The organism is Acidiferrobacter thiooxydans, from assembly GCF_003333315.1.
Taxonomy (GTDB): domain Bacteria; phylum Pseudomonadota; class Gammaproteobacteria; order Acidiferrobacterales; family Acidiferrobacteraceae; genus Acidiferrobacter; species Acidiferrobacter thiooxydans.
Map to the genome: position 1 here is coordinate 1,215,082 of NZ_PSYR01000002.1, position 26,330 is coordinate 1,241,411.

Annotated in this window: 24 protein-coding genes and 1 riboswitch; of the genes, 8 read left to right on the plus strand and 16 right to left on the minus strand. The window is 64.4% G+C overall.

The features are described 5' to 3' along the window. Positions 1-33: 33 nt before the first annotated feature. From C4900_RS12870 to rsmI, 10 genes are all read right to left on the minus strand, one after another. Positions 34-801: an ATP-binding protein gene (locus C4900_RS12870; protein ID WP_065968849.1), complete on the minus strand. Its 768-nt coding sequence runs from the start codon at positions 799-801 to the stop codon at positions 34-36. A 53-nt stretch (positions 802-854) separates the two neighbouring features. Continuing rightward, positions 855-2,063, minus strand: a complete 1,209-nt coding sequence (locus C4900_RS12875; protein WP_065968850.1) for an MFS transporter — start codon at positions 2,061-2,063, stop codon at positions 855-857. A 319-nt stretch (positions 2,064-2,382) separates the two neighbouring features. Then, positions 2,383-3,648, minus strand: a complete 1,266-nt coding sequence (gene eno / locus C4900_RS12880) for a phosphopyruvate hydratase (RefSeq protein WP_114283208.1) — start codon at positions 3,646-3,648, stop codon at positions 2,383-2,385. Between the two features lie 118 nt (positions 3,649-3,766). Then, positions 3,767-4,978: an SAM-dependent methyltransferase gene (locus C4900_RS12885; protein ID WP_114283209.1), complete on the minus strand. Its 1,212-nt coding sequence runs from the start codon at positions 4,976-4,978 to the stop codon at positions 3,767-3,769. Positions 4,979-5,148: 170 nt separating this feature from the next. Continuing rightward, positions 5,149-5,212: riboswitch (Fluoride riboswitch) on the minus strand. A gap of 228 nt (positions 5,213-5,440) precedes the next feature. Further along, positions 5,441-6,220: a cytochrome c1 gene (locus C4900_RS12890; protein WP_114283210.1), complete on the minus strand. Its 780-nt coding sequence runs from the start codon at positions 6,218-6,220 to the stop codon at positions 5,441-5,443. Then, positions 6,217-7,428 (minus strand): cytochrome b, encoded by a 1,212-nt coding sequence (locus C4900_RS12895; RefSeq protein WP_065969658.1) that lies wholly within the window; start codon positions 7,426-7,428, stop codon positions 6,217-6,219. The genes C4900_RS12890 and C4900_RS12895 overlap by 4 nt, the downstream gene beginning before the upstream one ends. A gap of 37 nt (positions 7,429-7,465) precedes the next feature. Beyond that, entirely contained in the window at positions 7,466-8,095 is a 630-nt protein-coding gene (petA, locus tag C4900_RS12900) for a ubiquinol-cytochrome c reductase iron-sulfur subunit (RefSeq protein ID WP_065969526.1), read from the minus strand. An 83-nt stretch (positions 8,096-8,178) separates the two neighbouring features. Next, complete coding sequence (locus tag C4900_RS12905) at positions 8,179-8,958, minus strand: SDR family NAD(P)-dependent oxidoreductase (RefSeq protein ID WP_114283539.1); 780 nt, start codon at positions 8,956-8,958, stop codon at positions 8,179-8,181. 14 nt (positions 8,959-8,972) lie between these two features. Beyond that, positions 8,973-9,719, minus strand: a complete 747-nt coding sequence (locus C4900_RS12910) for a c-type cytochrome (protein ID WP_211306951.1) — start codon at positions 9,717-9,719, stop codon at positions 8,973-8,975. Between the two features lie 717 nt (positions 9,720-10,436). Further along, positions 10,437-11,261 carry a 16S rRNA (cytidine(1402)-2'-O)-methyltransferase gene (gene rsmI, locus C4900_RS12915; protein ID WP_065968789.1) on the minus strand — a complete coding sequence of 275 codons (825 nt, stop codon included), beginning with the start codon at positions 11,259-11,261 and terminating at the stop codon, positions 10,437-10,439. 54 nt (positions 11,262-11,315) lie between these two features. On the opposite strand from rsmI, the gene C4900_RS12920 reads away from it, so the two are divergent. From C4900_RS12920 to C4900_RS12945, 6 genes are read left to right on the plus strand one after another with little or no spacing between them, the layout of a single operon-like run. Beyond that, positions 11,316-13,265: a penicillin-binding protein activator gene (locus tag C4900_RS12920; RefSeq protein WP_114283211.1), complete on the plus strand. Its 1,950-nt coding sequence runs from the start codon at positions 11,316-11,318 to the stop codon at positions 13,263-13,265. A 47-nt stretch (positions 13,266-13,312) separates the two neighbouring features. Then, positions 13,313-13,924, plus strand: coding sequence for a phosphoheptose isomerase (locus C4900_RS12925; RefSeq protein WP_083995598.1), 612 nt, complete (start codon positions 13,313-13,315; stop codon positions 13,922-13,924). A gap of 1 nt (position 13,925) precedes the next feature. Next, positions 13,926-14,525 carry a BON domain-containing protein gene (locus tag C4900_RS12930; RefSeq protein WP_065968791.1) on the plus strand — a complete coding sequence of 200 codons (600 nt, stop codon included), beginning with the start codon at positions 13,926-13,928 and terminating at the stop codon, positions 14,523-14,525. Further along, positions 14,512-14,994, plus strand: coding sequence for a D-glycero-beta-D-manno-heptose 1-phosphate adenylyltransferase (rfaE2, locus tag C4900_RS12935; RefSeq protein WP_065968792.1), 483 nt, complete (start codon positions 14,512-14,514; stop codon positions 14,992-14,994). Before C4900_RS12930 ends, rfaE2 begins: the two co-directional genes overlap by 14 nt. After that, on the plus strand, positions 14,978-16,366 hold the full coding sequence (locus C4900_RS12940) for an FAD-binding oxidoreductase (protein ID WP_065968793.1): 1,389 nt from the start codon (positions 14,978-14,980) through the stop codon (positions 16,364-16,366). Before rfaE2 ends, C4900_RS12940 begins: the two co-directional genes overlap by 17 nt. 23 nt (positions 16,367-16,389) lie before the next feature. After that, positions 16,390-17,106, plus strand: coding sequence for a hypothetical protein (locus C4900_RS12945; RefSeq protein WP_065968794.1), 717 nt, complete (start codon positions 16,390-16,392; stop codon positions 17,104-17,106). Between the two features lie 106 nt (positions 17,107-17,212). Here C4900_RS12945 and C4900_RS12950 read toward each other — a convergent pair whose 3' ends face one another. The 4 genes from C4900_RS12950 to C4900_RS12965 all read right to left on the minus strand — a co-directional run bounded on the left by C4900_RS12950 (position 17,213) and on the right by C4900_RS12965 (position 20,381). Then, positions 17,213-17,488, minus strand: a complete 276-nt coding sequence (locus tag C4900_RS12950) for a hypothetical protein (RefSeq protein WP_065968795.1) — start codon at positions 17,486-17,488, stop codon at positions 17,213-17,215. 77 nt (positions 17,489-17,565) lie between these two features. Then, positions 17,566-18,870: a right-handed parallel beta-helix repeat-containing protein gene (locus C4900_RS12955; protein WP_170132539.1), complete on the minus strand. Its 1,305-nt coding sequence runs from the start codon at positions 18,868-18,870 to the stop codon at positions 17,566-17,568. A gap of 492 nt (positions 18,871-19,362) precedes the next feature. After that, entirely contained in the window at positions 19,363-19,755 is a 393-nt protein-coding gene (locus C4900_RS12960) for a stringent starvation protein B (RefSeq protein ID WP_065969117.1), read from the minus strand. Further along, positions 19,755-20,381, minus strand: coding sequence for a glutathione S-transferase N-terminal domain-containing protein (locus tag C4900_RS12965; RefSeq protein ID WP_065969142.1), 627 nt, complete (start codon positions 20,379-20,381; stop codon positions 19,755-19,757). Before C4900_RS12965 ends, C4900_RS12960 begins: the two co-directional genes overlap by 1 nt. A gap of 188 nt (positions 20,382-20,569) precedes the next feature. On the opposite strand from C4900_RS12965, the gene C4900_RS12970 reads away from it, so the two are divergent. Beyond that, positions 20,570-21,709, plus strand: coding sequence for a trypsin-like peptidase domain-containing protein (locus C4900_RS12970; protein ID WP_114283213.1), 1,140 nt, complete (start codon positions 20,570-20,572; stop codon positions 21,707-21,709). A 253-nt stretch (positions 21,710-21,962) separates the two neighbouring features. Here C4900_RS12970 and C4900_RS12975 read toward each other — a convergent pair whose 3' ends face one another. Then, positions 21,963-22,757, minus strand: a complete 795-nt coding sequence (locus tag C4900_RS12975) for a UDP-2,3-diacylglucosamine diphosphatase (RefSeq protein ID WP_065969119.1) — start codon at positions 22,755-22,757, stop codon at positions 21,963-21,965. Between the two features lie 407 nt (positions 22,758-23,164). Next, positions 23,165-24,349 (minus strand): glycosyltransferase, encoded by a 1,185-nt coding sequence (locus tag C4900_RS12980; protein WP_065969120.1) that lies wholly within the window; start codon positions 24,347-24,349, stop codon positions 23,165-23,167. Between the two features lie 433 nt (positions 24,350-24,782). Here C4900_RS12980 and C4900_RS12985 point away from each other — a divergent pair, with 433 nt between their 5' ends. Further along, on the plus strand, positions 24,783-26,273 hold the full coding sequence (locus C4900_RS12985) for an MFS transporter (protein ID WP_065969121.1): 1,491 nt from the start codon (positions 24,783-24,785) through the stop codon (positions 26,271-26,273). Positions 26,274-26,330 lie beyond the last annotated feature (57 nt).

Genomic DNA, 26,330 nt, shown 5'->3' on the forward strand with positions numbered 1-26,330 from the left:
CGGATCTGATCAATCCAGCGCGCCGCCGCGCGTTCAGCGATCGGGCGGCGAATTCGACTGCAGGTTTTGGGTCGCCGATGACAGAAAGGGAGGGCGCCCCAATCGCAGCGCGATCTCGGTATCGGTACACAATACCGCCACATAGAGCATCTTGCCGTGCCAATACCGATCCTCCTGAAGAAGTAGCGCGCACAGCCTCACCCAGCCCGGACGACCACGGGCGGCGCGCAGAATCTGGCGTTCCTGGGCGGGTGTCAGGTCGGACGCCACCGTCGGACCGGCGGCGTGCAGATACGTCCGAAGTTGCCTTGCGGAAGACCGCGGCATGGCGACCAAGGACAGGGCCGGATAACACGCGCGCAGTGCCTCCCGCGCACGCGGCCCGTCGACATCCACGGCCAGGATGATCCCCGCCAAGCCACCGCGCAAACCATGCAGGAAACCCGTCATGGCGGTATTGAGGCGGTGCACGTGATCAAAGAGCAACACGCCTGCGCGCAATTCGGCGGCAGCTGCCAGCCGCGCTCGCGTGCGCCGCTGTGTGAGGCCGGCGATGTCGACCTCGGGGTAGGCGCGTGCGAAGGCCTGCGTCATGTCGCCAAGACGGATCGTGGCATCGGCGATCGCACACGGCCTTCCCTCACGCCGAAGGCGCGCATGCAAGGTGCACAAGAACGTGGATTTGCCGCTCCCCAGGGGACCATACAAAACGAGGTGCTCGCCGCGCGCAAGGCGCTCGGTGATGTCCGCCCGAAAAGGCCGCGCACGCCGCTTCGTGGCCTCCGCACCCGCACCGCGCAAAGAACAGGGCGCCGTACCAGCGATAAGGCGGCCGCGTGAAAGGTGCGCGGGACTCATGGTCGCGAGCGCGGCCGGCGGGCCAACAGACCCGCGCCCAGAGTGGCCAGGACCGCGGCATAAATGAAGCCGCTGGCAAGCGACACGTGCGCCCACAAGAGGCCCACGACGAGACTGCTCATCAAATCGCCGATACCGCTGACCGTCCCCAGAAGGCCAAACCCGGTGGCGCGGACGTGATCGGGAAGGAGTTCCGCCGCCAGGGCGCCTTCGATCGTATCGACGATGGCGATATAGACGCCACCCAGCACGAATAAGGGGGCCAGGGCGGCCACATGGCGCACCGACGCCAGGAACCCGACACACATGAGCGCGAACAACAGATAGCCCAACACCAAAAGCGGCCGCTTGCCGATGCGCTCGCTCAAGAGGCCGGCAGGATAAGAACAGGCGGCATAGGCGATATTGAAAAGGATATAGAGCCCGATGGCCCAGCTGTCGGCCTGATGCACGCCTTGCCGCGCGATCAGAGACTGACGCGCATAAAAGATGAGCAGCATGGGGCCGAAATTCCCGAGCCCGAACACCCCGGCGGCGGCGACGAATCGCCGGAAGTCGCGCGGCAGCGCGATGAGACTCTGGCGAAAGCCGATACCGTGCCCGGGACGCCGCGCGGGCTCGCGCACCATGAAGAGCACGATGAGGACGGTCAGACCGCCCGGGATCAGCGACACCAGCAAGATCCCGCGATACCCCCAATGGACGGCCAGCAGACCCAGGGCGATCAGTGGTCCCAGGACCGCTCCCAGGGTGTCGGCGGCACGATGCAGGCCGAAGGCGCGCCCTAAATAGGCGGCGGGGACACTGTCGGCGAGCATCGCATCACGCACCGGACCCCGCGCCCCGCGCCCGACCCACGCGATCACGCGCACCGCGAGCACCTGCACCCAGCTCGTTGCAAAGGCCATGACGCCCTTGAGCGCGGTCAGCAGATATCCCGCTATCAGCAACGGCTTGCGGCGACGCGTGCGCTCGCTGTAATGCGGCAGCCAGATTTTTGCCAGGCTCGCGAAAAGATCGCTCACCCCCTCTATGAGCCCGACAGCGCCCGGACCCCCACCAAGGGCCATCACGAAAAATGGCATGACCGACGTCACCATTTCGTGGCCCATGTCGGAAAACAGGCTCAAAAGGGCAATGGCCGCGACATTTCTCGTCAACCAGCGCCTGCCGGTCGCGCCCACCGGATTCGCCCCATCCCCCATCGGTGCCCTCCCTCATGTGCCACCCCAGCACATCCAAGAGTTTTACGGTAATGACGTGCGCCGGGATCCTGCTGATCGGTGCCGCATACGGGACGGACTGGCGCCCGTCCGATATCCGGGCACAACATCGAGGACAATCCACGCCCCGCACGAGCATCCCCTCGCTCACCCGGCGCCGTTGACCGCTCCACGATACCGCCGCCCAGGCGGATTCGTGGGCCGGCCGGCGGCTGGGGCCTGCGCGCCGCATAAGCCGCCCTACCACGATCTGACGAGCCGCTGTCGGATCTTGCGGCGGCCTCGATACCCGGCGCCGGTCTCAAGGGCCAAACTGGGCACCCCTGCCAAGCTCGCGCTCGATCTCGAGAAGGCGATTATATTTGGCGACCCGCTCGGAGCGACACACCGAGCCGGTCTTGATCTGGCCGCCGCCCATGGCAACCGCAAAATCCGCGATGAAGTCATCCTCGGTGTCGCCGGAACGGTGGGAGACGACGAACGCCCACCCCGCCTTGCGGCACAGCTGGATGGCCGCGATCGTCTCGCTGACGGTGCCGATCTGATTGGGCTTGATCAAGGCGGCATTGCCGGCCTTTTCCGCGATGGCACGCGCGATAAGCTCTGGGTTCGTGACGAGGATATCATCCCCCACGATCTGGACCTTATCCCCGAGGCGCGCGGTCAGATCCTGGAAACCCTGCCAATCGTCCTCGGCGAGGCCATCCTCGATGGAGAGGATCGGGTACTTCCCGACCCACCTTTCATATAATGCTACGAGTGCGCGGGAATCGCTGACCCCGTGACCGTTGTGCGCAAGATGGTAGGTGCCGTCCTTGCAAAAGGCGCTGGCCGCGGGATCGAGTGCCAAGGCGATGTCCACACCCGGCTCGTAGCCGGCCGCCGCTATCGCCTCCACGATCACCGCGCAGGCCTCCTCATTGTCATCGAAGGACACGGCAAATCCGCCCTCGTCACCGACGCGGGTCGCATAGCCCCGCGCCTTCAACAGCTGTCTTAGCGCGGCAAAGGTCTCCGCGCCATAACGCAAGGCCTCCCTGAAACTGTCGGCACCCACGGGCACGATCATGAACTCCTGGAAATCCAGGGTGAAATCGCTGTGGAGGCCGCCGTTTAGGATGTTGATCATGGGCCTGGGAAGCCGGTTGGCGCCGGTGCCCCCCAAATAGGCATACAGCGGCGTATCCAAGGCCCGCGCCGCAGCGCGCGCCACCGCCTGCGACACCCCGAGGATGGCGTTGGCACCGAGACGCCCCTTGCCGGGCGAGCCGTCGAGATCGATCAGGAACTGATCGATCTCCGCTTGCCCGCGAGGATCCATGCCCCGGATCGCCGGGCCCATGATGGTCTCCACATGAGCGACCGCCTTTTGGACACCCTTGCCGCCATAACGCCCGACATCCCCATCCCGAAGCTCCAGGGCCTCGCGTTTTCCCGTGGAGGCCCCGGACGGAACGGAGGCCGTGCCGACCACACCATTATCTAGTACCACGTACACCCGGACGGTGGGCTGGCCACGGGAATCGAGAATCTCCAGGGCACGGACCGATTCGATACGAAGAGTCACAATTGGACCTCCTGGCTACGCCAATGGCGCTCACATCATGGACGGCGTCGGACTCCGACAGGCCGTGCGTACCGATCGCGCGGCGCAAACGGCCGCCCCCGGCGGCACGCGCTGCGGCTCACCCCGTCGACTCGCCATACATGTAATCACGCGTCAACGGGAGCGGGCTTGCAATCCCGGCACGGTCCCTGACGACCAGCACCTGGTAAATGGAAAGCCAGTTATGCGCGAAGCCGTGGGCACAACCGGCCAGATAGGCGCGCCAGATCCGCCAGCGCTTTTCACCGGCGAGTATCCGGCACTCCTGCGCCGCAGCCTCGAAACGTTCGACCCAGTGATGCAAGGTGAGCGCGTAATGCCGACGTAGATTCTCCACGTCGACGATCTCCAGGCCGGCGCGGCTCATATTCGTGAGAACGAGCCCGATATGGGCCAATTCGCCATGCGGAAAGACATAATTTTCGATAAACCGGCCGCCGCCAAACGGCGTCTCGCGGGAATCCGGGTCGGTCGATGTAATGCCGTGGTTCATGGCGACGCCATCGGTGTCAAGCAAAATGCGCATACGGGAGAAGTAGTCACGCATGTTCTTTAGCCCGACATGCTCGAACATGCCCACGCTCGTTATGCGATCGAACCGCCCCGTTACATCCCGGTAGTCTTCGAGAACCACCTCGCAACGGTCCTTCAGGCCCTCGCGCGCGATCCGCTCACAAGCGTACTCATACTGTCTTTGGGACAACGTGATGCCGAGAACCCGAGCCCCATACACCCCGGCCGCGCGCCGCGCTAATGCCCCCCAACCGCAACCGATGTCCAGCAGCCGGTCCCCGCGTCGGATCCTGAGCTTGCGCAGGATATGGTCGATCTTCCGGGTCTGGGCCACATCCAGACTGTCCGTCGGCTCATGAAAATAGCCGCACGAGTAGACCATGTCTCGGTCCAACCAAAGACTATAGAATTCGTTCGAGAGATCGTAATGGTAGGCGATGGCCTGGGCGTCCATTTTTTTGTCATGCCAGGCAAGCCGCGGCTTGCGGCGGAACGGGTGCCGGGCATTATCGGGATGCGCGGCCAGTTCGGCGGCAATCGCCACGATATCCATCATGCGCCCTTCTATATCAATGCGGCCTTCCACATAACCCTTCCCGAGATTATCGAGCGTGGAATCGAGGAGGCAGCGAAGACCGGCCATGGATGTCACATGGACGGTAACGGTGGGGGTAGCGCCGAGATCGACGACAATGCCGTTCCATAGCCGAATCCTCAAAGGGATAGGCTTTGTTCTCCAGCGTGATTTCAGGTGATCTATGAGTGTCTGCCGGATCATGATGCCCTCAGCGGATGCAACGCCGTTGGGGCATCATGGAGCGCGCGGCGCTTCCCTTGCCTGCCGGACCATGTACGAACTCCCCTTCGACGGTTTATAAAATCCGGACACAGGGGGCGCTTGGTCTTTGCGATAAGGCCGACGCGGTCCCACATCTTCCTGTGTTCCAGGACTATGTAGGCATCATCAGCCGGTAGGGCGGTTATGAGGAGGAATGCCATCTCCTGTTCTCGTCGTGGAGTCTACAGGAGGGATTGCCGGTTACGCAACACTTGCTTGTTGACGGCCTTCCGGCAGCGCGCAAGGCCCTACGGCACGGCGCGCCTGTGCGCCCGTAACAATGGAAACTTCGATCGAAAGGGTGCCCTGATGGGGCGGTCACGAGAAATCTGTGGACAATCGCTGGCCGGATGCCGGCAACAGCCCAGGCGTGGCGGCCGTGGCCGCCACGCCTGGTGGTACTTAGCTCTTCGTTACTGGTTTCGGTGACTTGCCCTTGGCGACGTCACTACTCTTGGGGGCGCTTTCATCGTGATCCTTCTCATGAATATCCCGCCAATAATCCTTCTTCAGGAGGTAGGCGAGGATCGAGAGGATGACGAACACCCCGATCACGTAGCGGCCGAGGGCACGGCGCTCGAACACCGAGGGATCGGAGGCGTAGCGCAGGAACGCCACGACCTCGGCCACCTGGCGGTGATAGACGGCCGGCGACTCGCGCCCCGGGACCAGGAGCTTGCCGGTCTTTGTGTAGATGCCGCCCCACGGCGCCAGGATGTTGGGCATGGCGACGTTCGGGAACACATGGTTGTTCCAGCCCGAGGGGCGCTTCGGATCCCAGTAGAAGGACGTGAGATAGGTGTAGAGGAAGCGCGGGCCGAGGGCACGGGCCATGTGGCTCAAGTTCGGCGGCGGCAGCCCCAGCCACTTCTTGGCCTGGGCCTGGGTCATGGCCGGCTTCATGCCCTTCAGGTAGTTGGCCCCACCCGGGAACATGATGGTCTTTTGGATCTCGGCCTTGGTCATGCCCAGGTCCGTGGCCAGGCGGTTATAACGCAGGTTGCTCACCGCATGGCAGGCGCTGCAATGATCGGCAAAGAACTGCGCACCGGCGATGACCGTGGCCTTGGTGAACGGCAGCGCGGGCGGGGCCGGCGGGGCCACCGGGGCGACCGCGGCATACGCCGCCGTGGTCAGGGCCAGGAGCGGGCCTAAGACGGCCAGGCGTAGGGGGGTTTTCATGAGCGCACCCTTTCCGGCACCGGCCGGGTCGGTTCAAAACGGCTGATGATCGGCAGCAGGACATAAAAGCCGACGTAGATAATCGCCCCCAGGCGTTCGATCAGGAAGTACTTGGGGAGCGGCGGCTGTTCGCCCACCCAGGCGAGCGTGAAGAAGGTCACGGCCATGATGAGGATCATGATCCGATAGACCGGCCGATAGCGGCTCGAGCGCACCTTGCAGCGATCGAGCCACGGCAGGAAGAACGGCAGGACGATGGCCACGACCATGAGCGTGATGCCCTCGTACTTGTTTGGCACCGCGCGCAGCATGGCGTAATAGGGCGCGAGATACCAAGGCGGGGTCACATCCGGCAGGCTCACCATGGGGTTGGCACGAAAGAACGTGGTGCGCTCCAGGAACACGCCGTGCATGGTCGGGGCGTAGAAGATGATGGCCGCGAAGATCGTGAGAAACACCGCCACCCCGAAGATGTCCTTCACCGTGTAGTACGGATGGAAGGGGATGCCGTCCACGGGCACGCCGTCTGGGCCCTTGCGGTCTTTGATCTCGATGCCATCGGGGTTGTTCGAGCCCACCTGATGGAGCGCCAGGATGTGCAGCACGATGAACGCCGCGATGATGAGAAACCACAGCACCGCATGCAGCGCCAGGAAGCGCTCGAGGGTCGCAGTCCCCACCCCCGGGCCGCCGCGCGCGAGCGTGGTGAGCCCCGGGCCTATGACCGGCACCGCATGGATGATGGAGGTGATCACCTGTCCGGCCCAGTACGACAGGTTGCCAAACGGCAGGACGTAGCCGAAGAACGCCTCGCCCATCATGAGGATGTAGAGGATGTACCCGATGATCCACAGGAGCTCACGGGGCCTGCGGTAGGAGCCGTACAAGAGACCGCGGCCCATGTGCAGGTAGAGCAGGATGAAGATCAGAGACACCCCATCGACATGCATGTAGCGAATGAGCCAGCCCCACTTCGTGTCATACATGATGCCCTGCACGGAGTTGAAGGCGTCCGCGCTCGTGGGGACATAATGGGCCATGAGGAAGAAGCCCGATATGAGCTGCAAGACGATCATGAGCAGCAAAAGCGAGCCCGTGTAATACAGGATGTTGAAGTTCTTGGGGGCGTAATACTCCGTCATGTGCTCGCGCATCATGTCGCGTGCCGGGAAGCGCGCGTTGAACCAGTCCGCCAGTCTGCTACTCATATCCGTTCACCCCTCCTAAAAATCGCAGTCGGCACGCCTAACATAAATGCGCCTTCGGATACATCTTGGTGATGGTCACCGACTTGCCGTCCGGCGCGTAGTGGTACTCGGGGACGGCCATGTTGTGCGGGGCCGGGGAACCCTTGATGACCCGCCCGGACAGGTCGTACATCGACCCATGGCAGGGGCAGTGGAAGCCCCCGAGCCACCACGCCGTCACCGACGCCTTCTTGGGGCGGTAATGGGGGATGCAGCACAGGTGATTGCAGATACGGATCATCACCAACCACTCGGGCTTGCGCGCCCGGTACATGTTCGTGCAGTAAGGGGGCTGCTGGGGGACCTTGCAATCCGGGTCCTTCAAGATGCCCTTCTTCTCGGCCTCAACCAAAGTCGCCAGCATCTCCGGCGTGCGGTTGACGATGATCACGGGCTTTTTCTGCCACGGGACCGTCAGCTGCATGCCGGGTTCGATCGGGGCCAGATTGACGGTCGTCGACGCGGCCGCGTTCTCGGCCGCGGTCGGCTCGAGGCTTTCCACCAGGGCCACCGCCACCGGTACCACTACACCGGCACCCGCCACGGAGGTCGCCGCGATCAAGAAGCGACGCCTCCCTAGATTGGGATTCTTCTGTCTGTCTTGCGGATCCCCATTCGTTTTCGCCATACCATCACCTCAACTTTCACTATCATCATTTGCCTGACCCAGGGTCCAAGGTCGGCTCGTCAGCGATTGCCTTGCGCTGTCTCCTACCCGGTGGCCGCGCTAGGCACGCCCGCCCCCTCCATCCACTCCCAGGCCTGGACGCGCTGGCCGCGATAGGGGTGGCCGGTGGCGGCCATGAGCGCGACATAGGCGGGCATCAGGGCCTCGGGGGTCGGCCACGAGGCGATCGGGGCCCCGGGGTGGGTGCGCAACCGCATCTCGGTGCGCGCCGGGCCGGGGTCGAGGACATGAACCCGTACCGGGGTGTTGCTCAACTCCGCGGCCCACATGAGCGCGAGGTTGTCGGCCCCGGCCTTGGCCACGCCGTAGGCCCCCCAATAGCCCTTGGGGTAGGGGGCGCAGGCATCGCTCGTAAAGAGCACCGCGGCATCGGCGGCCGCGGTCAAAAGTGGCAGGCACGCCTGGGTCAACAGGAACGGGGCGGTGAGATTGACCTGCAGGGTGTGGGTCCAGGTGTCGTACGGATGGAAGGCCAACGGGGTCAGCATCTCCAGGACCGCGGCGTTGTGCAAAAGGCCCTCCAGGTGTCCGACCTGATCGGTGAGCGCGGCCGCGAGCGCGGCATAGTCGGCGGGGGTGGCGACCGCCAGATCGAGCGGGTGGGCGATGGGGGTCGGGGCACCTGTGGCGACGATCGCGTCATAGACCGCCTCGAGCGCTGCCACCTGCCGATCGAGCAGGATGACCTCGGCGCCGTGACGGGCATAGGCGAGCGCCGCGGCGTAGCCGAGGCCCTGGCCGGCGCCGGTCACGAGCACCGCGCGGCCTGTCAGGCCATCGGCCGGGGGCATGGGATGGGCCATCAGGGACTCCTTCACTACAGGGTATGGACGTAGGCGGCCAGCGCGGTCATCTGCGCAGTCGACAGCTTGCCGGCGACGGTGCGCATGATGGCGTGCGGGTCATTGGTGCGGGTCTTGGCCTTGAACGCCTGGAGCTGGGCGATGATATAGGCCTGATGCTGGCCGGCGAGACGCGGGAACCACGGCAGGAGCCCGCGGCCGGTGGCGCCATGACAGGCCATGCACGCCGGCAGATGGGTGGCGATCTCACCGCCCATGAAGAGCTTGCGCCCGGCGGCCACGAGCTTCGGGTTCGCAGGCTGCCCCGGGGCGCCCTTCTGGCTTGCGAAATAGAGCGCGATCGCGCGGATCTCGTGACGCGGGATCATCGCCGCCATGCCCCACATGATGGACTTGGCCAGGGGGTCGGCGCGTGTGTGGTTGCGGAAGTCCTCGATCTGCTTCACGAGATAGGGCTCGCCCTGACCGGCGAGGTTCGGGAACTCACCCAAAGGCGAGATACCGGTCATCCCATGACAGGCCGAACAGGTGCTGGCCACGAGCGCCGGCATCTTCGGGTGCGCGGCCACGAGCGGCGGCGTGCGCCCGGTCAAAAGCCGTGCCTTGACCAAAGCGGCCTTGGGCTTGGCGGTCTTGGGCTTGTGGGTCGCGGCCTTGGCGGCCTTCGCCGGCTTGGGCGTCGCCGCCGGGTTCGCGGCATAGGCGGCGGTCATGACCGCCAGTCCCAGTCCCAGTGCTAAGCCCCTGTATGTGACTTTCATATTACGAAAACCCCCTTCTGCGCCTGAAAGCTTGTGGGCCCCTTACGGTGGCCTGTCCCCTTCCCGTGGCTCGTTGACTCGTCATATCGAATCCTGGCATACGCGTCCCAGAGGCTCAAGGAACTAGGTGACATTTATCAATTAAATACTAATATGTTGGCTTGTGGCACCCCGTGATGTGCGGGTGGGTGGCACCGCGCGTGCGCACCGCCGCCAATGATCGGCCCTTCAGATTGGCGCGCAGCGATCGCAGCGCGCTCGCTATCCGCGCCCAAGGCCCCGTTGTATACAAATAACGCTGACTGTGTTTTTACCGCCCCCTCGACCGGCTCCATCCCGAACGCGCCGACGACGCGCGGTGCCAGTCTCAGTCATTCTCAATGTGACGCCACGAAGCCCGGGACGCCCGATGGCGGCGCAGGAATTCCACACGCGAATATATCTGTGTCCCCTGCTGGGTACCGCTACCCGCACACGGGCACACTATCGGATAGTCATGATCGGTGTCACGTTGAGAATGACTGGTGCCAGTCCCCTATAGCGAGGATCAGACAAATGCCGAAAAGTTCCGCGCGCCGCCGACACCAGGCCCGGCATCGGGCCGCACGCAACCGCCCGCCAGCGCAGACCGTTCCTGTTAGGACAGTGGTTGTTTGTGGCGGCCTGTAACCGGAGCCGGCCGGTGGCGGGCGACATCGGATAGGCCCGCGCCGCGCCTCACGACGACTTCAATTCGAGGGCGCGTGCGTAGATGGCCTTTCTTGAAGCCCCGGTAATAGCAACGGTCAGATCCACCGCCTGGCGCAATGGGAGCGCGTCGATCAGAAGGGCCAGCACCCGCTCACCCTCACCGATCCCGGAGGCCGGCGGCGCGCCGCGCACGACCAAGACCGATTCACCGCGCGGTGTGTGTGCACGCGCATGCGCCGCCAGCTCGCCCAGTGTACTCAGCCGCCCTTCTTCGAAACGCTTGGTGAGTTCGCGTACCAGGGCCGCCTCGCGCTGCTCCCCAAAGGTCGCGCTCAGATCACCAAGGCTTGCCGCCAGACGATGCGGCGATTCGTAAAAGACAAGCGTACGCGGCTCCGATGCCAGGGCCTCGAAATAGGCCCGGCGTGCCGCCGCCTGGGCCGGCGGGAACCCCTCGAACACGAAACGATCACACGGGATACCGGCCACCGAAAGGGCCGCGACCACGGCACTCGGCCCGGCCACCGCGTACACCGGCACGCCGGCTGCGCGCGCGCCTCGCACCAAAAGGTAGCCCGGATCACTGATCAGGGGCGTGCCGGCATCACTTATGAGGGCGATGGCCTCTCCGGCGCCGAGCCGCGCCAAAAGGCCCTCCAGGCGATCGCGCTCATTATGGTCGTGCACGGAGACAAGCGCGGTGCGGATATCCCACTGTCGGCACAGGATCTGCGAGTGACGCGTATCCTCGGCCGCGATCACGGCCACCGATTGCAGGACCTCACGCGCGCGCGGCGACAGATCTTGGAGATTGCCCAAGGGGGTGGCGACGACATACAGCCCCGGGGTCATGCGCGCCGTCGCCCGGAGATAGACATTTCACGCGCCGTTTCGGATACTTGACCCATGAATCGTTCCTCGTCGCCGCGCGTGCCGCGCCTCCTCAGTACACTTCTTACCATAAGCCTCATAAGCCTCGGTCTTGCCGGCTGCGTACCGACACTGCGCCCCAGCACTCAGACCATGACCGCCGCCAGCGCCGCGCGCGCGGTTCGGCACGGCCATTACATCGAAGGCTCCCAAGCCTACCAACATCTGGCCCGCCACTCTACGGGCACGACCCGCGCCCGTTACGCCCTGAAGGCCGCCGAGGCCCTGGTGCGCGCCGGCGCCCTACGCGCCGCCGACCAGGAACTGCACCTTGCGAAACCGCCGCTGACACAACGGCTTGCCGCCCGCAAATACGCGCTGATGGGTGAGATCGACGCGGCGATGGGCCACCCTGCCAGGGCCTACGAGGAGGCGCGCAAGGCGCAACGCTACCCGAATCTCCCACCGCAATTACAAGCCGAGATCGGCCGCATCGAGGCCCAGGCCTCCTTGAGCCTTGGACACCCGGTGCGCGCCGCGCGCCATATGATTGCGCGCGAGCGCCTGTTGGTCTCGCGCCGGCGGCTCACCAATAACGAGACCGCGCTATGGCACGATCTCGCCGCCCTGCCCCGCGCGCGCTTGCGGCGCTTGTACGATGAGGCCCCCACGAGCGCAGTGGGCGCCTGGGCCCGGCTCGCGCTGATCGCGCGCCGTTATCCGCCACGCTCGCAACGCCTACGCGCGGCGATCACCAAATGGCAGCATCGCTACCCGAAATTCATACCGACATCGACGTTCCTGGCGACGATCCTCGGGGCCAAAGGCCACCCGCGTCCGGCACCACGGGCCGTGGCCCTGCTATTGCCGTTGTCCTCACCATTTGCCAAAGCCGCCAAGGCCGTTGAACGCGGCTTCGTGGCCATGGCCAAGACCCATCCACTGGCCGGCCACCCGACCATTTACATCTATGACATCGGCAGCAACCCGGCGGCGGCCGCGCACTACTATCAACAGGCCGTAAAACGCGGCGCGCAGTTCATCGTGGGGCCACTTGGCGCGGGCGCGGTCGCCGACGTCGCCGCCCACGCCCACTTCACGGTCCCGACCTTGCTGCTCGGCCTTGCCAAAAACGGCCCGCGGCACAACCCCCGGCACGTCCCCGTCTACCAGTTCAGCCTGGCACGTACCCTGGAGGCCCGGCAGGCCGCCGACCGCGCCTATCTGGATGGCCATACCCGCGCCGCGATCCTGTACCCGAACTCGCCGTTCGGGCATCGCATGCGCCGCGCGTTCGCCCGGCGCTGGCGCCACCTGGGCGGCCTCGTGGTGGCACAGACCTCCTATACCCCCGGATCGACGGGCTATGTACGGCCAGTGGAGGACCTCCTCGACATCACCCAAAGCCGCGCCCGCGATCGCCGCCTGCAGCGTATCCTTGGCATGCCGCTTGCGTTCACCGCCCGCCGGCGGCAAGACGTGGGCTTCGTGTTCCTCGTGGCCGATGCCCCGGACGCGCGCCTCATAAAGCCGCTGCTCGACTACGATCACGCCGACACCCTACCGGTCTACTCCACCTCGTCGGTGTTTACCGGACGGCCGGATCCGGTCTATGACCGTGACCTGGATGGGATCATCTTCGGCGACATGCCGTGGATGCTCGTCGGCAATGGCCGCATAGCCCGCTTGCGCCGCACGCTACCCAACGCCAGCCGCTATAACTTCACCCCGTTTGCGCGCCTCTATGCCTTCGGTGCCGACGCCGAGGGCCTCGTCGGGCGCCTGGATCGCTTGAGCCTGGGCGGCGGCGGGCGCTACAACGGGCTTACCGGGGGCCTTAGCGTGCGCCGCGACGACGTCATCCGACGCACGCTCGTATGGGCCGAGTTCCGCAAGGGGATCCCGCGACTCCTGGATACCTTCCTGCCCTATCGCGGGCTTTTTTCCAAGCACAAACGGACCATCGACACGACCGGTCGGTCGTGACCGCGCCGCCAAGGCGCGCTATATTCTGGCTCCAGGAGAGTATCACCATGTCCGAAAGAGAGACCGAGGACGCGCTGGTATCGCGGGTCCTGCACCATTTCGATGAAGGCATCCGCACCAAGCAAGGCTGTCAGGCGGAGCTTGCCCCGCAGATCGCCCGTGGGGCGCAGGTCATGATCCACGCACTCTTGAGCGATCGTAAAATCCTGTCCTGCGGGAACGGGGGGTCGGCAGCCGATGCCCAACACTTTTCCTCCGAACTCCTGAACCGCTTCGAGGCCGAGCGGCCGGGCCTCCCGGCCATTGCCCTGACGACCGATGCCTCGACCGTGACGTCGATCGCCAACGACCACCATTTCGAAGAGATCTTTGCACGCCAGGTGCGGGCCCTGGGGCACGCGGGGGATGTGCTGCTTGCCATCTCGACCTCCGGCAATTCCGCGAACGTCATACGGGCGGTACAGGCCGCCCATGAACGCAACATGATCTGTGTGGCATTGAATGGACGTGATGGTGGAGACCTCGCCTCCATCCTGACCGAAGAGGATATCAATATCTGCGTGGCGGGCCCGTCGACGGCGCGCATCCAGGAAATCCACCTCATGGCCATCCATTGTCTATGCGACCTCATCGACTATCAGCTCCTCGGACAAGACTGAGATGGGACCGCGGAGGGCGCGCAGGGTAACGGCGACGCTCGGGGCGCTCACCCTGGCGCTCACGCTGGCAGGCTGCACCCCGCTTGTAGTCGGGGGAGCAGCCACTGGGGCCGGCATCGCGAGCAGCCACCGCTCGGCCGGCACGGTGGTCGACGACACACTCATAAAGTTTCGGGCGGAGGCCTTGATCGCGGCGCACAAGAACCTGCACCGCGCCACCCATGTCGATGTCACCTGCGTCAATGGCGTGGTCCTGCTCACAGGCGAGGCCGACAACGTCCAGGACCGCGCGCGCATCCTGGGTCTGGTGCGGCGCATACACGGCATCCGTCGGATTATAGACCAGCTGCGTCTTACGCCACCGAGTTCTTTTGCTTCGCGGCTGGCCGATTCATGGATCACCCTGCGCGTGAAATCGGCACTCGTCGCCAAGGGCCTTGACGTCGCGCGCATCACAGTGGTCACCGCGCACCGTGTAGTCTATCTCCTCGGTATCGTGTCCCGATCCATGGGTGACAAGGCGGCGCTCGCCGCCAGCGTCATCCCCCATGTCCGCAGTGTCATCGAACTTTTTCAGTACACAGCGCATGATCGCCGATAAAATAAGCGCATCCCGGCGGGAAGGCGTAGAGCGCGCGCGCGCCCTGCCACGACCGCTGGTGTTCACGAACGGATGCTTCGATCTCCTGCACCGTGGCCATACCGCGTATCTCGAGGAGGCGCGCGCGCTCGGGTCTTCGCTGGTGGTCGCGGTGAATGGCGATGCATCGGTACGCCGGCTGAACAAGGGCCCGGAACGCCCGATCAATCACCTGGAAGACCGCATGGCGGTGCTCGCGGCCCTGGAGAGCGTGTCGCTGGTACTGGCCTTCGAGGAGGATACGCCACGCGAGCTGATCCTGGCGATACGTCCCGATGTCCTGGTCAAGGGCGGCGACTGGCCGGTGGCCTCGATCGTCGGCGCCGACATCGTTACCGCGGACGGCGGCCGTGTGCTGTCCATTCCGTTCCGCTTTGAGCGCTCAACCACGGCGCTGGTGCGCGCGATCCGTCATGACCTCCGTCCTTGAGCCCCTGCAACGGGCCTTGGTAGGCGTGGTGGGCAAGGAGCGTGTGCTCACTGATCCCGGCGACCGCCACGTCTACGGTTATGACAACTCCCGCAAGCACCATTCCCCCGACGCCGTCGTGTTCGCGCTCACCGAAGACGAGGTGCGCGACATCGTGGCCGTCTGCCGCGCCCACAAGACACCGCTCATAGCGCGCGGGCGCGGTACCGGCACGGCCGGCGCCGCCGTACCGGTGCGCGGCGGTGTCGTGCTCTCGCTCGAGCGCATGCGACGCATCATCACAGTCGATCCCGATAATCGCCTCATGCGCGTGGAACCCGGCGTCACCAATCAGGAGGTGCAGCGGGCGGCAGCGGCACATGGTTTTTTTTGGGCCCCCGATCCCACCAGCGCCGCCTATTGCAGCGTCGGCGGCAATATCGCCGTCAATTCCGCCGGTCCGCGCGCGGTCAAGTACGGAACGGTGCGCGAAAACACCTTGGGCTTGCGCGCCGTAACCGGCCGCGGTGAGGCGATACGCACGGGGGTCGACACTACCAAGGGCGCCGTGGGCTATGACCTGACACGCCTTTTGATCGGTTCCGAAGGAACACTCGCTATCATCACCCAGGCAACCTTGAAACTGACCCCACAGAGCACCGCGCGGCGCACGCTACGTGCGATCTACGATGACATGCATCACGCGGCGGCGGCGGTCTCGCGAATCATGGCGCAGCCGGTGACGCCATGCGCCCTGGAGTTCCTGGACGGCGCGGCCATCGCCATGGTGCCCGATTTCCACAAAACTCTGCCGGCACACACTGGGGCCCTGCTGCTCATCGAGGTCGACGGGCCGGAGGCGGCCATGGATGAGGCCGTGGCGGCGGTGTCTGCAGCGGCCCGTGGCGCAGGACTGCTCGAGCTCGCCGCGGCCACAAGCGCCGGCGAGGCCCAGGCGCTCTGGGCCGTGCGCAAGGCCCTGTCCCCCGCGCTGCGCACACTGGCCCCGAATAAGCTGAACGAGGACGTCGTGGTGCCGGTCTCGCGGATACCGGAATTGGTCGCTGGGCTCGCGGCCTTGAGCCGCCGCTTCGGCATCCCGATCGTGAACTTCGGGCATGCTGGCAATGGCAACATCCACGTCAACATGCTCTATGATTCCCAGAATGCGCAACAGGAGCGACAGGCCCGCCCGTGCCTTAGCGAGGTATTCGACCTCGTGTTGCGCCTCGACGGCACCCTGTCGGGGGAACATGGCGTAGGCATGGAAAAGCGTGATTATGTGGCGCGCGCGATAGACGCCCCGACGCTCGCCCTCATGCGTGCCATCAAGGCGCAATTCGATCCGGATGCTATCCTGAATCCTGACAAGCTGTTTCCGCTCATCTCATGACCTGTTATCGAAGGAGGTGTCCCATGTCATGTCGCCGCTGGCTTGCCCCATTGCTGGCCTCATCTCTCGCGTGCGCGACCGCTCATGCCGGCAACATAGGCAACGTAGGGGCCTTGAGTCAGGCCCAGTTCCAGAATCTGACCGGGGACCTCGGTGCGGCGCTCAGTTATAAAGACATGATGCCGGCCGCACCCCTTGGGATCACCGGCTTCGATATCGGGCTTACCGCCATGGATACACGTGTAGGCCAGGGCGGCGCGTTACACGCGGCCACCGGATCGGGCAGCGACAATCTCTTCGTGCCAAGCCTTCAGGCGCAAAAGGGTCTGCCCCTCGGTTTCGATGTCGGGCTCACCTACGGTCGCGTGCCGGGGAGCAATGTCCGCGTCATCGGAGGGGATGTCAGCTACGCCTTGATCGGCGGGGGACTGCTCGCGCCGGCCCTTACGGTACGCGGGACCTATACGAGAATGACGGGGGTGAGCGAGATGGGCCTGAACACCCGCTCGGTCGAGCTCTGTCTCTCCAAGGGCTTTGTGTTCATCACCCCCTATATCGGGGTCGGGCGGGTACGCACCGTCGGCACCCCGCATACCGGTACCTTATCGGCCGTGACCGTCGATGAGACCAAGGAGTATGTAGGCGCCGACATCAATATGGGCCTCCTCAATCTGGATCTCGAGGTCGACCGCATGGGCGGCTCCACCTCATACGGCGCGAACGTCGGCTGGCGCCTCTAAGTCGCGGTCCGCGCACCGCGACACCCCCGCCCACGCCGCCCCGGCGACCGATGGGCGGGCCGTTCCCGGCCCGCCCCTCATCCGACGACGTGGCCGCGCGCCCCGGTCAATGACCGTCGGCCTGCAACACCGACATCTGCCGGGCATTGATCAAGGCGGGCCTGGCCCCCGTGAAGGGCTCCAGATTGTGGCCAAGGAGCTGGATGACATACCAGCCATGCCCCTTGCGCGCCATCACCTTGAAATGCAGCATCGCCATCGACACCGCCGCGGTATAGCTCTTGCCGACCACAAGCACCCCAGGACGGGCCGCGCGGGCACACCCGCTCAATGCCATGGCGGTGATGGCCGCCGCCAGAAACAGTCGATAAGACTCACGCATAACGCACCCCTGGACACGACGAGGGTGCAGTATGAGACAAGGCGGCGCGCCGCGCAAAGCGTCACGGTCGGCACCGCCTATTCGCGATTCTGATAGGCCCCGATATCGTAATGGCCGGTCCGCGGCCGCCTGGTGCCATTGAAGTCGTGGCGCACCGAGGCGAGCCGGGTGCCGGCGTCAATGGCGGGGCTGTTGGCCTTCAGGGTGAGGGTCGCGGTACTGGAAAAACGCGGATTGGCCGCGAGCGAGGACAGATCGAACCCGGTCTCCTGCTGCCACGACACAAGTCCGAGACCGTAGAGCCCCCGGCTATCCCACTCGAAGGTGACACCGGCCGGGTCCCAGTAGAGATTGTGGTCGATATGCAGCGTGCTGACGTCAGTCATGGCGCCCGGGGCAACCGTGACCATCGGCCGCGTCGAGAAATCCGCGATCAGGTTGTTGCGGATAGACACGTTGGTGGCCCCCTGACCTATCTCGGATTCATTGGAGACATAGATGGCGGCGTGACGGTCAATCGCCGTGTTATAGCACGAGTTGTTATAGATCTCGGCATTGTAGGAAGACGACTCAGCCAGGCACGCGCTCTGGTCGTTGGTGATGACATTGTTCTTGACGATGCTGTTGTAGGACTCGTAGGTCTGGCCGGGGAGCAGGTACTGGACGCCTGTGGACTCGCCGAGCATGATGCCGCGGCTGTAGATGTTGTTGAGGGTGTTGTCCTCGAAGGTGATGTTGCCGGCGTTGCCCTTGCAGTACATGCCGATCGAGGCGACGTTATAGACGGTGTTGTGGGCCACCAGCACGTTTTGCGAGCCGACCATGTCGACCCCCTGGGCGTTGCTGCCGGGGGCGGCGTTGTTGTTATGGATCTTGTTGCCCCAGATCACGACGTTGTGGGCGGCCTGCACGAGCTTTACGAGGTCGTTATGGGCGCCGGAGATGTCATTGTCCACGAGCTTGACGTCCGGGACCGAGATCTGCACGGTGTATTGCTGGGCATTGGTGATATTCAGCCCCTTGACCTCCCAGTAGGTGGGCGCCCCGGTGGCGTTGTAAAAGAACACATCGTTCATGGTGTTGCTGCCGTCGATCGTGACCTGCTGGTTCTGGTAGGGCTCCATGGTGATCCAGCCGTTGGCCGTGCCTGGGTGGTCGATGGTGATGCCGCCTGGATAGGTCCCGCCCATGATCTCGATCGTGCCGCCCGGCCCCACCGTCTCGATGGCATGCTGGATCGTCAGAAACGGTGTCTGCGGGCTTAGCCCGTTATTGCTGTCCGAGCCGGTCGTGGCGACATAGTACGTCTGGCCGGTACCAGCACCCGGGGTGTTCAAGGCAAGCCCCATGGGGATGGTGCTGCCGGTGATAGGGGTGGTCACGACCGACGCCCCCCCGATCAGGGCGGCGTACGCCCGAGGGCTGAGCCCGCATGACCCAAACCATATCGCGGCCAGGATCGACCAGAAGGCCGCCTGGGTCATCGAACGGGATGATCCGAACCGTGGGCATGGCATAAAGCGGGATTCCTCTCAAGGCAGAGTCCACCCCCGGCTGCCCGGATGCGGGCCAGACGCGGGGCGTGCATGACCGTGCGCATACTGTCGCAGAGATAAGGGAACGCCTATCGTTTTCGGACGCTCGCCAAGGGCTCGCAGACCGGCGGATGAGGGCTGCGCGTTCTGGGCGATAAACGGTTGAATATACGAATAATTAAGCGCAGATCCGGGGGTACGGCACGCGCTCAGACCGGGGCGGGGCGCGCGTGATCGTGCCGCCGCCGGCCCCGCGGCCGGGATCGTCGCTCATGGGAAAGGGGAGATCGCCGCGACAAGCGACCTCGAGAGGGATCCTAAGGGATACTACAAAGGATATTATTTGACACGCCGTAAGGCGGGCGCCTTGCGTGGCGCCGCACCCTCGGCGAGGGGCGTGGCCGGCGTCGGCGGTTCGGGCTCATCCTCACCCTCGAACGACAGCCCACGGCCGTTCTCGCGCGCATAGATCGCGAGCACCGCCATAATGGGCAGGCTCACCAGGAACGGCTGGCCGCCGAAGCGCGCCTGAAAGCTCAACATCTCGTCTTGGATCGCGAAATTGCGCACCGCGCGCGGATCGACGTTCAGCGTAATGCGACCGTCCTCGACCCGCCCCGGCGGGACCTGCACACCCGGGCGCGCGGCATCGACCAGGATAAACGGACTGAAACCGGATTCGACCGCCCACTGGTACACCGCCCCCACGAGATGGGTCCTCAATGCTGCCATCAGCGCCGCATATCCCGTTCGGCGTCCGTCAGGCTCGACCGAAATGGCTTGCGCGCGAACAGGCGATCCGCATAGTCCAGGATCGGTTTGGCCTGGCGCGGCAGCTCGATGTCGTAATGGGGAAGCCGCCACAGGAGCGGGGCCAGGGCGCAGTCCGCGAGCGTGAACTCCTCGCCCAAGAGATAGGGCTGATCCTTGAAGATCGGCGAGATGACCGTGAGACCGTCGCGGATGATGGTGCGCGCGCGCTGCGCCAGGCGCTTGTCTTCCCCCTCCATCTCCGGAAAGAGATCGTACCAGTCGCGATTGAAGCGCCACAGCATCAGGCGTGCCCGGCCACGCGTCACCGGGTCCACCGGCATGAGCGGGGGGTGCGGCAGGCGTTCGTCCAGGTACTCGATAATGATATGCGATTCGTAGAGTACGAGGTCGCGATCCACCATCGTCGGAACCTGGTTGTAGGGGTTCAATTCGGCGAGTTCTCGCGGTTTCTTCTTGAGATCGACGTGGATGATCTGGCACTCTACGTCCTTTTCCAGAAGGACGATACGCACCTTATGGCTGAACGGGCAGGTGATTCCGGAATACAGCGTCATGATGGGTTTACGGACGGCGGGAATAGCCATGCTCATCTCCATGCCCCGACCAGGGTCGGACCTACAGCCATAGACATTACCAGGAAGCCTCCGGATCTCTCGAAAGGCGGTGTTTGCGCCCCTGCACCGAAGACAGGCTTAACTTTTGGGCCGCGAATCTTGTAATTTTACTCTATAACGACAAGCCCGCCTAGGGCGAAAACCGGCCGGGAGGCCCCATGTCCCTTGCTCACCGCCTTGTGATTCTCGCGCGCATCGTGATCGGTGGCCTGGCGCTCGCTTTCGTGATCCTGCTGCTGCGACCGCAACTCATCGCCCACGGCCCTACGGTAGTCATACAGGAGGCCGCGCCGCGCAAGACCCAGACACCCGGACCGGTGTCCTACGCCTACGCGGTCAAAAAGGCCGCGAATGCCGTGGTGAATATTAACACGGCCAAGGTGGTGGTGACGCGTCCGCGACGCGGCCCGGGCTTCCCGTTCTTCGAGCCATTCATCGGGAGGCGGCCGCCGGCAAGCCGCAAGCGCGTGGAAACGAGCCTCGGGTCAGGGGTGATCGTCAGCAAAAGCGGCTTCATCCTGACCAACTTCCACGTCATTCGCGGGGCGGATGCCATCCGCGTATTCCTGAAAGACGGGCGCAGCGCCAAGGCGCGGGTCGTGGGCGTGGACCCCGCCACCGACCTTGCGGTCCTGAAGATCCATCTCCCGCGATTGACGGCCATAACCCTGGGCCATGCCTCCGACATCGCCGTGGGCGAGGTCGTGCTCGCCATCGGCGACCCCTTTGGCATCGGTCAGACGGTGACCATGGGCATCGTGAGCGCAACCGGCCGGGATGCGCTCGGCCTGAACCCGATCGAAAACTTCATCCAGACGGATGCCGCCATCAATCCCGGAAACTCGGGGGGCGCACTCATCAATACCGAAGGGCATCTGATCGGCATCGACAGCGCCATCTATACCCATAGCGGGGGCTTCCAGGGGATCGGCTTTGCCATCCCCGTCAACCTAGCGCGCCATGTGTTTCGCCAAATCGTCAAATACGGCCATGTGATCGAAGGCTGGATAGGCGTTGCCGGCCAGACGCTCACGCCGGCGCTCGCGCGCGCCCTGAAGCTCCCGAGGTCCACGCACGGGGTGGTGGTAGCGGCGATCTACAAGAATGGACCGGCGGCCAAGGCCGGCATACGCCCAGGAGACGTGCTCTACGCAATCAACGGCCGACCGCTGCGCTCGGCCAACCGTGCCCTGCTCACGATCGCGGATACCAAGCCCGGCACCCCCGTCACGCTCGGCGTGCTGCGTGCCGGCCGGCGCCTGACGGTTCACGCCATCGTAGCGACACGGCCCCCCTGAAGGCTCCTGCGTCATACGATCGCTCGCCGGCGCCGCCCCCCTGACAGGACCGTCGAGGGAGGTGAGCGCTCACAGCCCCGTGTCTCGCGAGGCCATCCGCCAGCGCCCGGCGCGGGGCCATGCGCCATGGTGGCGATCGCGCTGCGGCCGGCCTCAAGACCCGGGCACGACCCCCCGCCCGCCGGCGGGCACGCCGTCAGGCCGGCGATCCGACAGCACGGATCATCCCCGCGCGGACGCGTCGGTCGCGCACTTACGCGGCCCTGGTGGCATCGCGGGACGCCGCCGCCGTCCAGCGGATGATCTCCATGCGACCATCATGATGCTCGACGAGCGCCGTACAGCTCTCGACCCAGTCTCCGTCGTTGTAGTACTGGATGTTCTTGATAAGCTTGTGCTCGGCATGATGAATGTGGCCGCATACGACCCCGTCGTAGTGGCGTCGCAAGGCCTCTTCCGCCACCAGCGACTCATAGTCATTGATGAATTGCACCGCCCTCTTGACGTGGTACTTCACATAGCCACTCAATGACCATTCGTGACGCACCCCGAACAGACGAAGCAGCTTTTGCAGGTAGCGGTTCAGAAACAGCAGAGCCGTATAGCCGTGATCTCCGAGATGGGTAAGCCACCTGGCATAACGCATCGCCGCATCAAATTGATCGCCATGAATGACCCATAAACACCTGCCATCGGCGGTACGGTGGACATAGTCCTCGCAGATCACGACGTCGCCCAAGGCCACTGTCGCGCCATCGGCAAGGGTTAGTTCCGACAAGAACTCGAAGATCGGGTCATGATTCCCGCGGATGTAGTGCACCTTGACGCCGTTACGGGCCATGCGCAGGATCTTTTGGATCACGGTGTTATGGCTGCTCGGCCAGTACCAGCGCGTCTTGAGACGCCACAGGTCGATGATGTCCCCGACTAGAAACAGCTCCTCGCAAGAGTGACTGCGAAAAAAATCCAAGAGCCTTTCGGCCTGACAGCCACGCGTCCCAAGGTGCACATCCGATATGAAAATGGATCGATAGATGGGTCGGCTCATGGTAGGTCCTGCATCACGGGCATAAGGAAGGACGGGCCTGACTACGGCGGGGTGTGTATCGTGACTTGCGCTCATCATGGGTCGACCCCCTGAATGCGTTCTCTATCCTCTTTAGGCGTATGGACGTCGCGACGAATGGACGGCATGGCACCAGGGAATGCAGATCGTCGAAACGGGGCGTCCAAAACGGTGGGCCATTGTATCCACGCAGGCCTACGATCGGCCCTGCTGGCGCCAGCGCGAGAATATGAGGCGGCCCACCCATCCGATCCGAAGGCGAGCCCGAGGACACCGCTTGTTTTGCGTCGGCCGTTAATGGTGTCTTGCCTCCCGCTCATGCGCGTCATCGCCGCTTGTCGGCCTACCCCAGGTCACCGCAGAGCGCCTGCCGACAGCACACCACGATCTCAGCGCTCCTGAATGCCGCAATGCGCGGCCTGGGCCCAGTCGACAAGGGTTTCATAGACCTCGATCAAACGCTGCGACATGGCCTCCCGCGACCAGCGCGCCGCCAGCTGGCCCGCCTCTGTCGCAAGGCGGGCGCGTAGCGCGGGATCACGCAGTATCGCCAGGCACTCGGCGCCGAAACTGTCGGGATCGGCGGCACTGCCACGGCTACCCTGGCGGCTTGCGAGAAGATCCGCCACGCCGAGGGCCGGAATCGCCACGATCGGGAGCCGGGCCGCCAAAGCCTCCAGAAGAACCATGCCCTGCGTCTCGGTCAGAGACGAAAAGACAAAGAGATCTGCAGCCTGATAGGCGTCCCTCAAGGCGCCGTCACGATCGAGATAACCGAGAAAACGCACCGAGTCGCTTAAGCCATATCGTCGACTTTGCGATTCCAGGGAGGCCCGTATCGGGCCGTCTCCGGCAAATAGGAGCAAGATGTCCGGCAGTGCCGATCGCAGGCGCGCGACAACCTGCAGAAGAAACGGGAGATTCTTTTCCGGGGCCAGGCGGCCTGCATAGAGCAGTACCGGTCGTTCCGGTGTTATGCCGTGAAGGGCGCGGAAGGCCGCACGCCGCCCCCCCGGAGGTGAGGGCATATCGATACCGGTCGGGATCACCTCGATAGGCGTGCGCACACCATAGCCTGCCACCACCTCGGCCATGGCTGCCGACGGGACCACCACGGTATGGACGCCATGACATTGAATGCGCGAGAGTCCGCGAATCGCGTAGCGCGCGAGCACGTTCGGTATCCACGGATAATAATGGCCGACGTAGGCCTCGAAATAGGTGTGATAGGACAGCACAGCCGGGATCCCCCACCGGCGGGCGAGATAGCAGCCCCAAAAGTGGGCCATGAAGGGCGTCTGGATGTGGATCACATCATAACGCCGGGACGCGAGGTGCGCGGCGATGCGCAGACATCCCGAGGGGGTCATGAGCCTCTCCTCGGGATAGAACGGGATGCGCCGGGACGAGACCTGAAAGATCCCAGGTTCGACGCTGTCACGTACGCCGTAGGCGGGGATCAGCAGGTGCACTTCATGCCCCATGCGGGCAAGACCGGCACGGAAGCTGCGGATCGAACTTGCCACCCCGCTCACGCGCGGGAAATAGGTATCGGAGACCATCAAGATACGCATGCCTGGGCCCTGTATGGTGGTACGGAACTCGGGAGAAGGGCTTGCCACCGCCCCTTACGGCACTGCCAGCGTCATGCTGTCTCGTCTCATGGGCTCGTTTATGTCACAGGAATATGCCAGTCTGATGACAAGCCGTGCCAATCCTGGCGCCGCACCGGCAGTCATGGCGCCCACAGCCACCGGACCCCGTGGATGCCGCCGCGGATCGCGCAGGGGCGCACGCGGTCCGGACGCGCTCTGTGCTTGCCCTCTTCCCATGACCTTCCCGGCCAGTAGTGGACCCAGGACACATCATCTTGCATGCTGCGTCATGCATGTGAACATGAACGAGACGATGATTCCAGTATGATGGCTATATGGTCTCGTTTCATGTTAGGGCGCACAGAGGGATCTCCGCTTACATTGAGCGCCGGCTCCTGCTAGAATCGCGCGGATGTCTGCTGATTCTTGCCATGACGCGCAGCATACCGACGTGGATAAGGACGACATCCCGGGCCGGCTGGATCGCATACCATGGTGCGGATTCCATGTCACCGTCATCGCGGCCCTGGGGGTGGCGTGGATCCTCGATGGGCTCGAATTCACCTTGGTCGGTTCGCTTGCGGCACTGCTCGAGCGACGCGCGACACTGCACCTGTCGGCCCCCGATATCGGGGTCGCCGCCAGCGCCTATCTTGTGGGCGCCGTCGTCGGAAGCCTGGCATTTGGCTATCTCGCGGACCGTTATGGACGTAAAAGGCTCTTTACGACGACCTTACTCCTCTATATCGGCGCGACCGCCGCCACCGGTCTGTCCTGGGGGCTTGCGAGCTTCGCGTTGTTTCGCTTTCTGACGGGGGCCGGGATCGGCGGCGAGTACAGCGCCATCAATTCCGCGATACAGGAGCTGATCCCGGCGCGCCGGCGCGGACGTATCGACCTGCTGGTAAACGGGAGTTTCTGGATCGGCTCGGCGGCCGCGTCCACGCTCAGTCTTGTGATCCTCCGTAGTGGGGTCATGGCCCCCGCCCTCGGCTGGCGGGTGGCGTTTACCCTGGGGGCCCTTCTCGGGTTACTGGCGTTGCGCCTGCGTCGACTGATCCCCGAGAGCCCGCGCTGGCTTGCCGGCCGTGGCCGCATGCAGGAGGCCGACGCCATCGTCACCGCCATCGAACGGCGCGCGGGCATTGACCCGCCGCGGCAGGGTGGCCAGAGCGGCCGGGTCCGACGCGCCTACCCCGTACGCTTCTTCACGGCCCCACGGGTGATCTTCGGGCGCTACCGCAAGCGCGCGGTCCTGGCCGCGACACTGATGGTGGCGCAGCTCTTTTTCTATAACGCCTTTTTCTTCACCTACGCGCTCGTCCTGGTACGCTTCTATCACACGCGCGCCACGGATGTCGGCGCCTATCTTCTGCCGTTTGCGCTCAGCAATTTTCTCGGGGCGGCACTCCTCGGTCGATTCTTCGACACCATCGGGCGCCGTCCGATGATCACCGGCACCTACGCCCTATCCGGCATACTCATGATCATTGCCGCGTGGCTCTTTCGCGGGGCACTGCTCGGCGGCAGCGCGCAGACCGGGGCATGGGCGGCGGCGTTCTTCTTTGCCTCGGCGGGCGCAAGCGCCGCGTACCTCACGGTGAGCGAGAGCTTCCCGCTCGAGATTCGCGCCAGCGCCATTGCGCTGTTCTTCGCCTTCGGCACGGCCGTAGGGGGGGTCGTGGCGCCGAGCCTGCTTGGGGTGTTGATTGCCAGCGGCTCGCGCCATCGGGTCTTCTGGGGATACATGCTCGGGGCCATCCTCATGCTGTTTGGGGCACTGGCCGAATGGCGTTACGGGCTCGCCACCGAGGGCCGCTCGCTGGAGTCGATCGCGGCATCGCTTACAGACGAGCCCGCGACCGGGACCGGGCGCAACAGCGGCAGGCGGGACACGGGGTAAGCCTCACCCCCAGCCTGTGCGGACGCGGCAAGGCCCGGCAATGGCGCATGGCAGGCG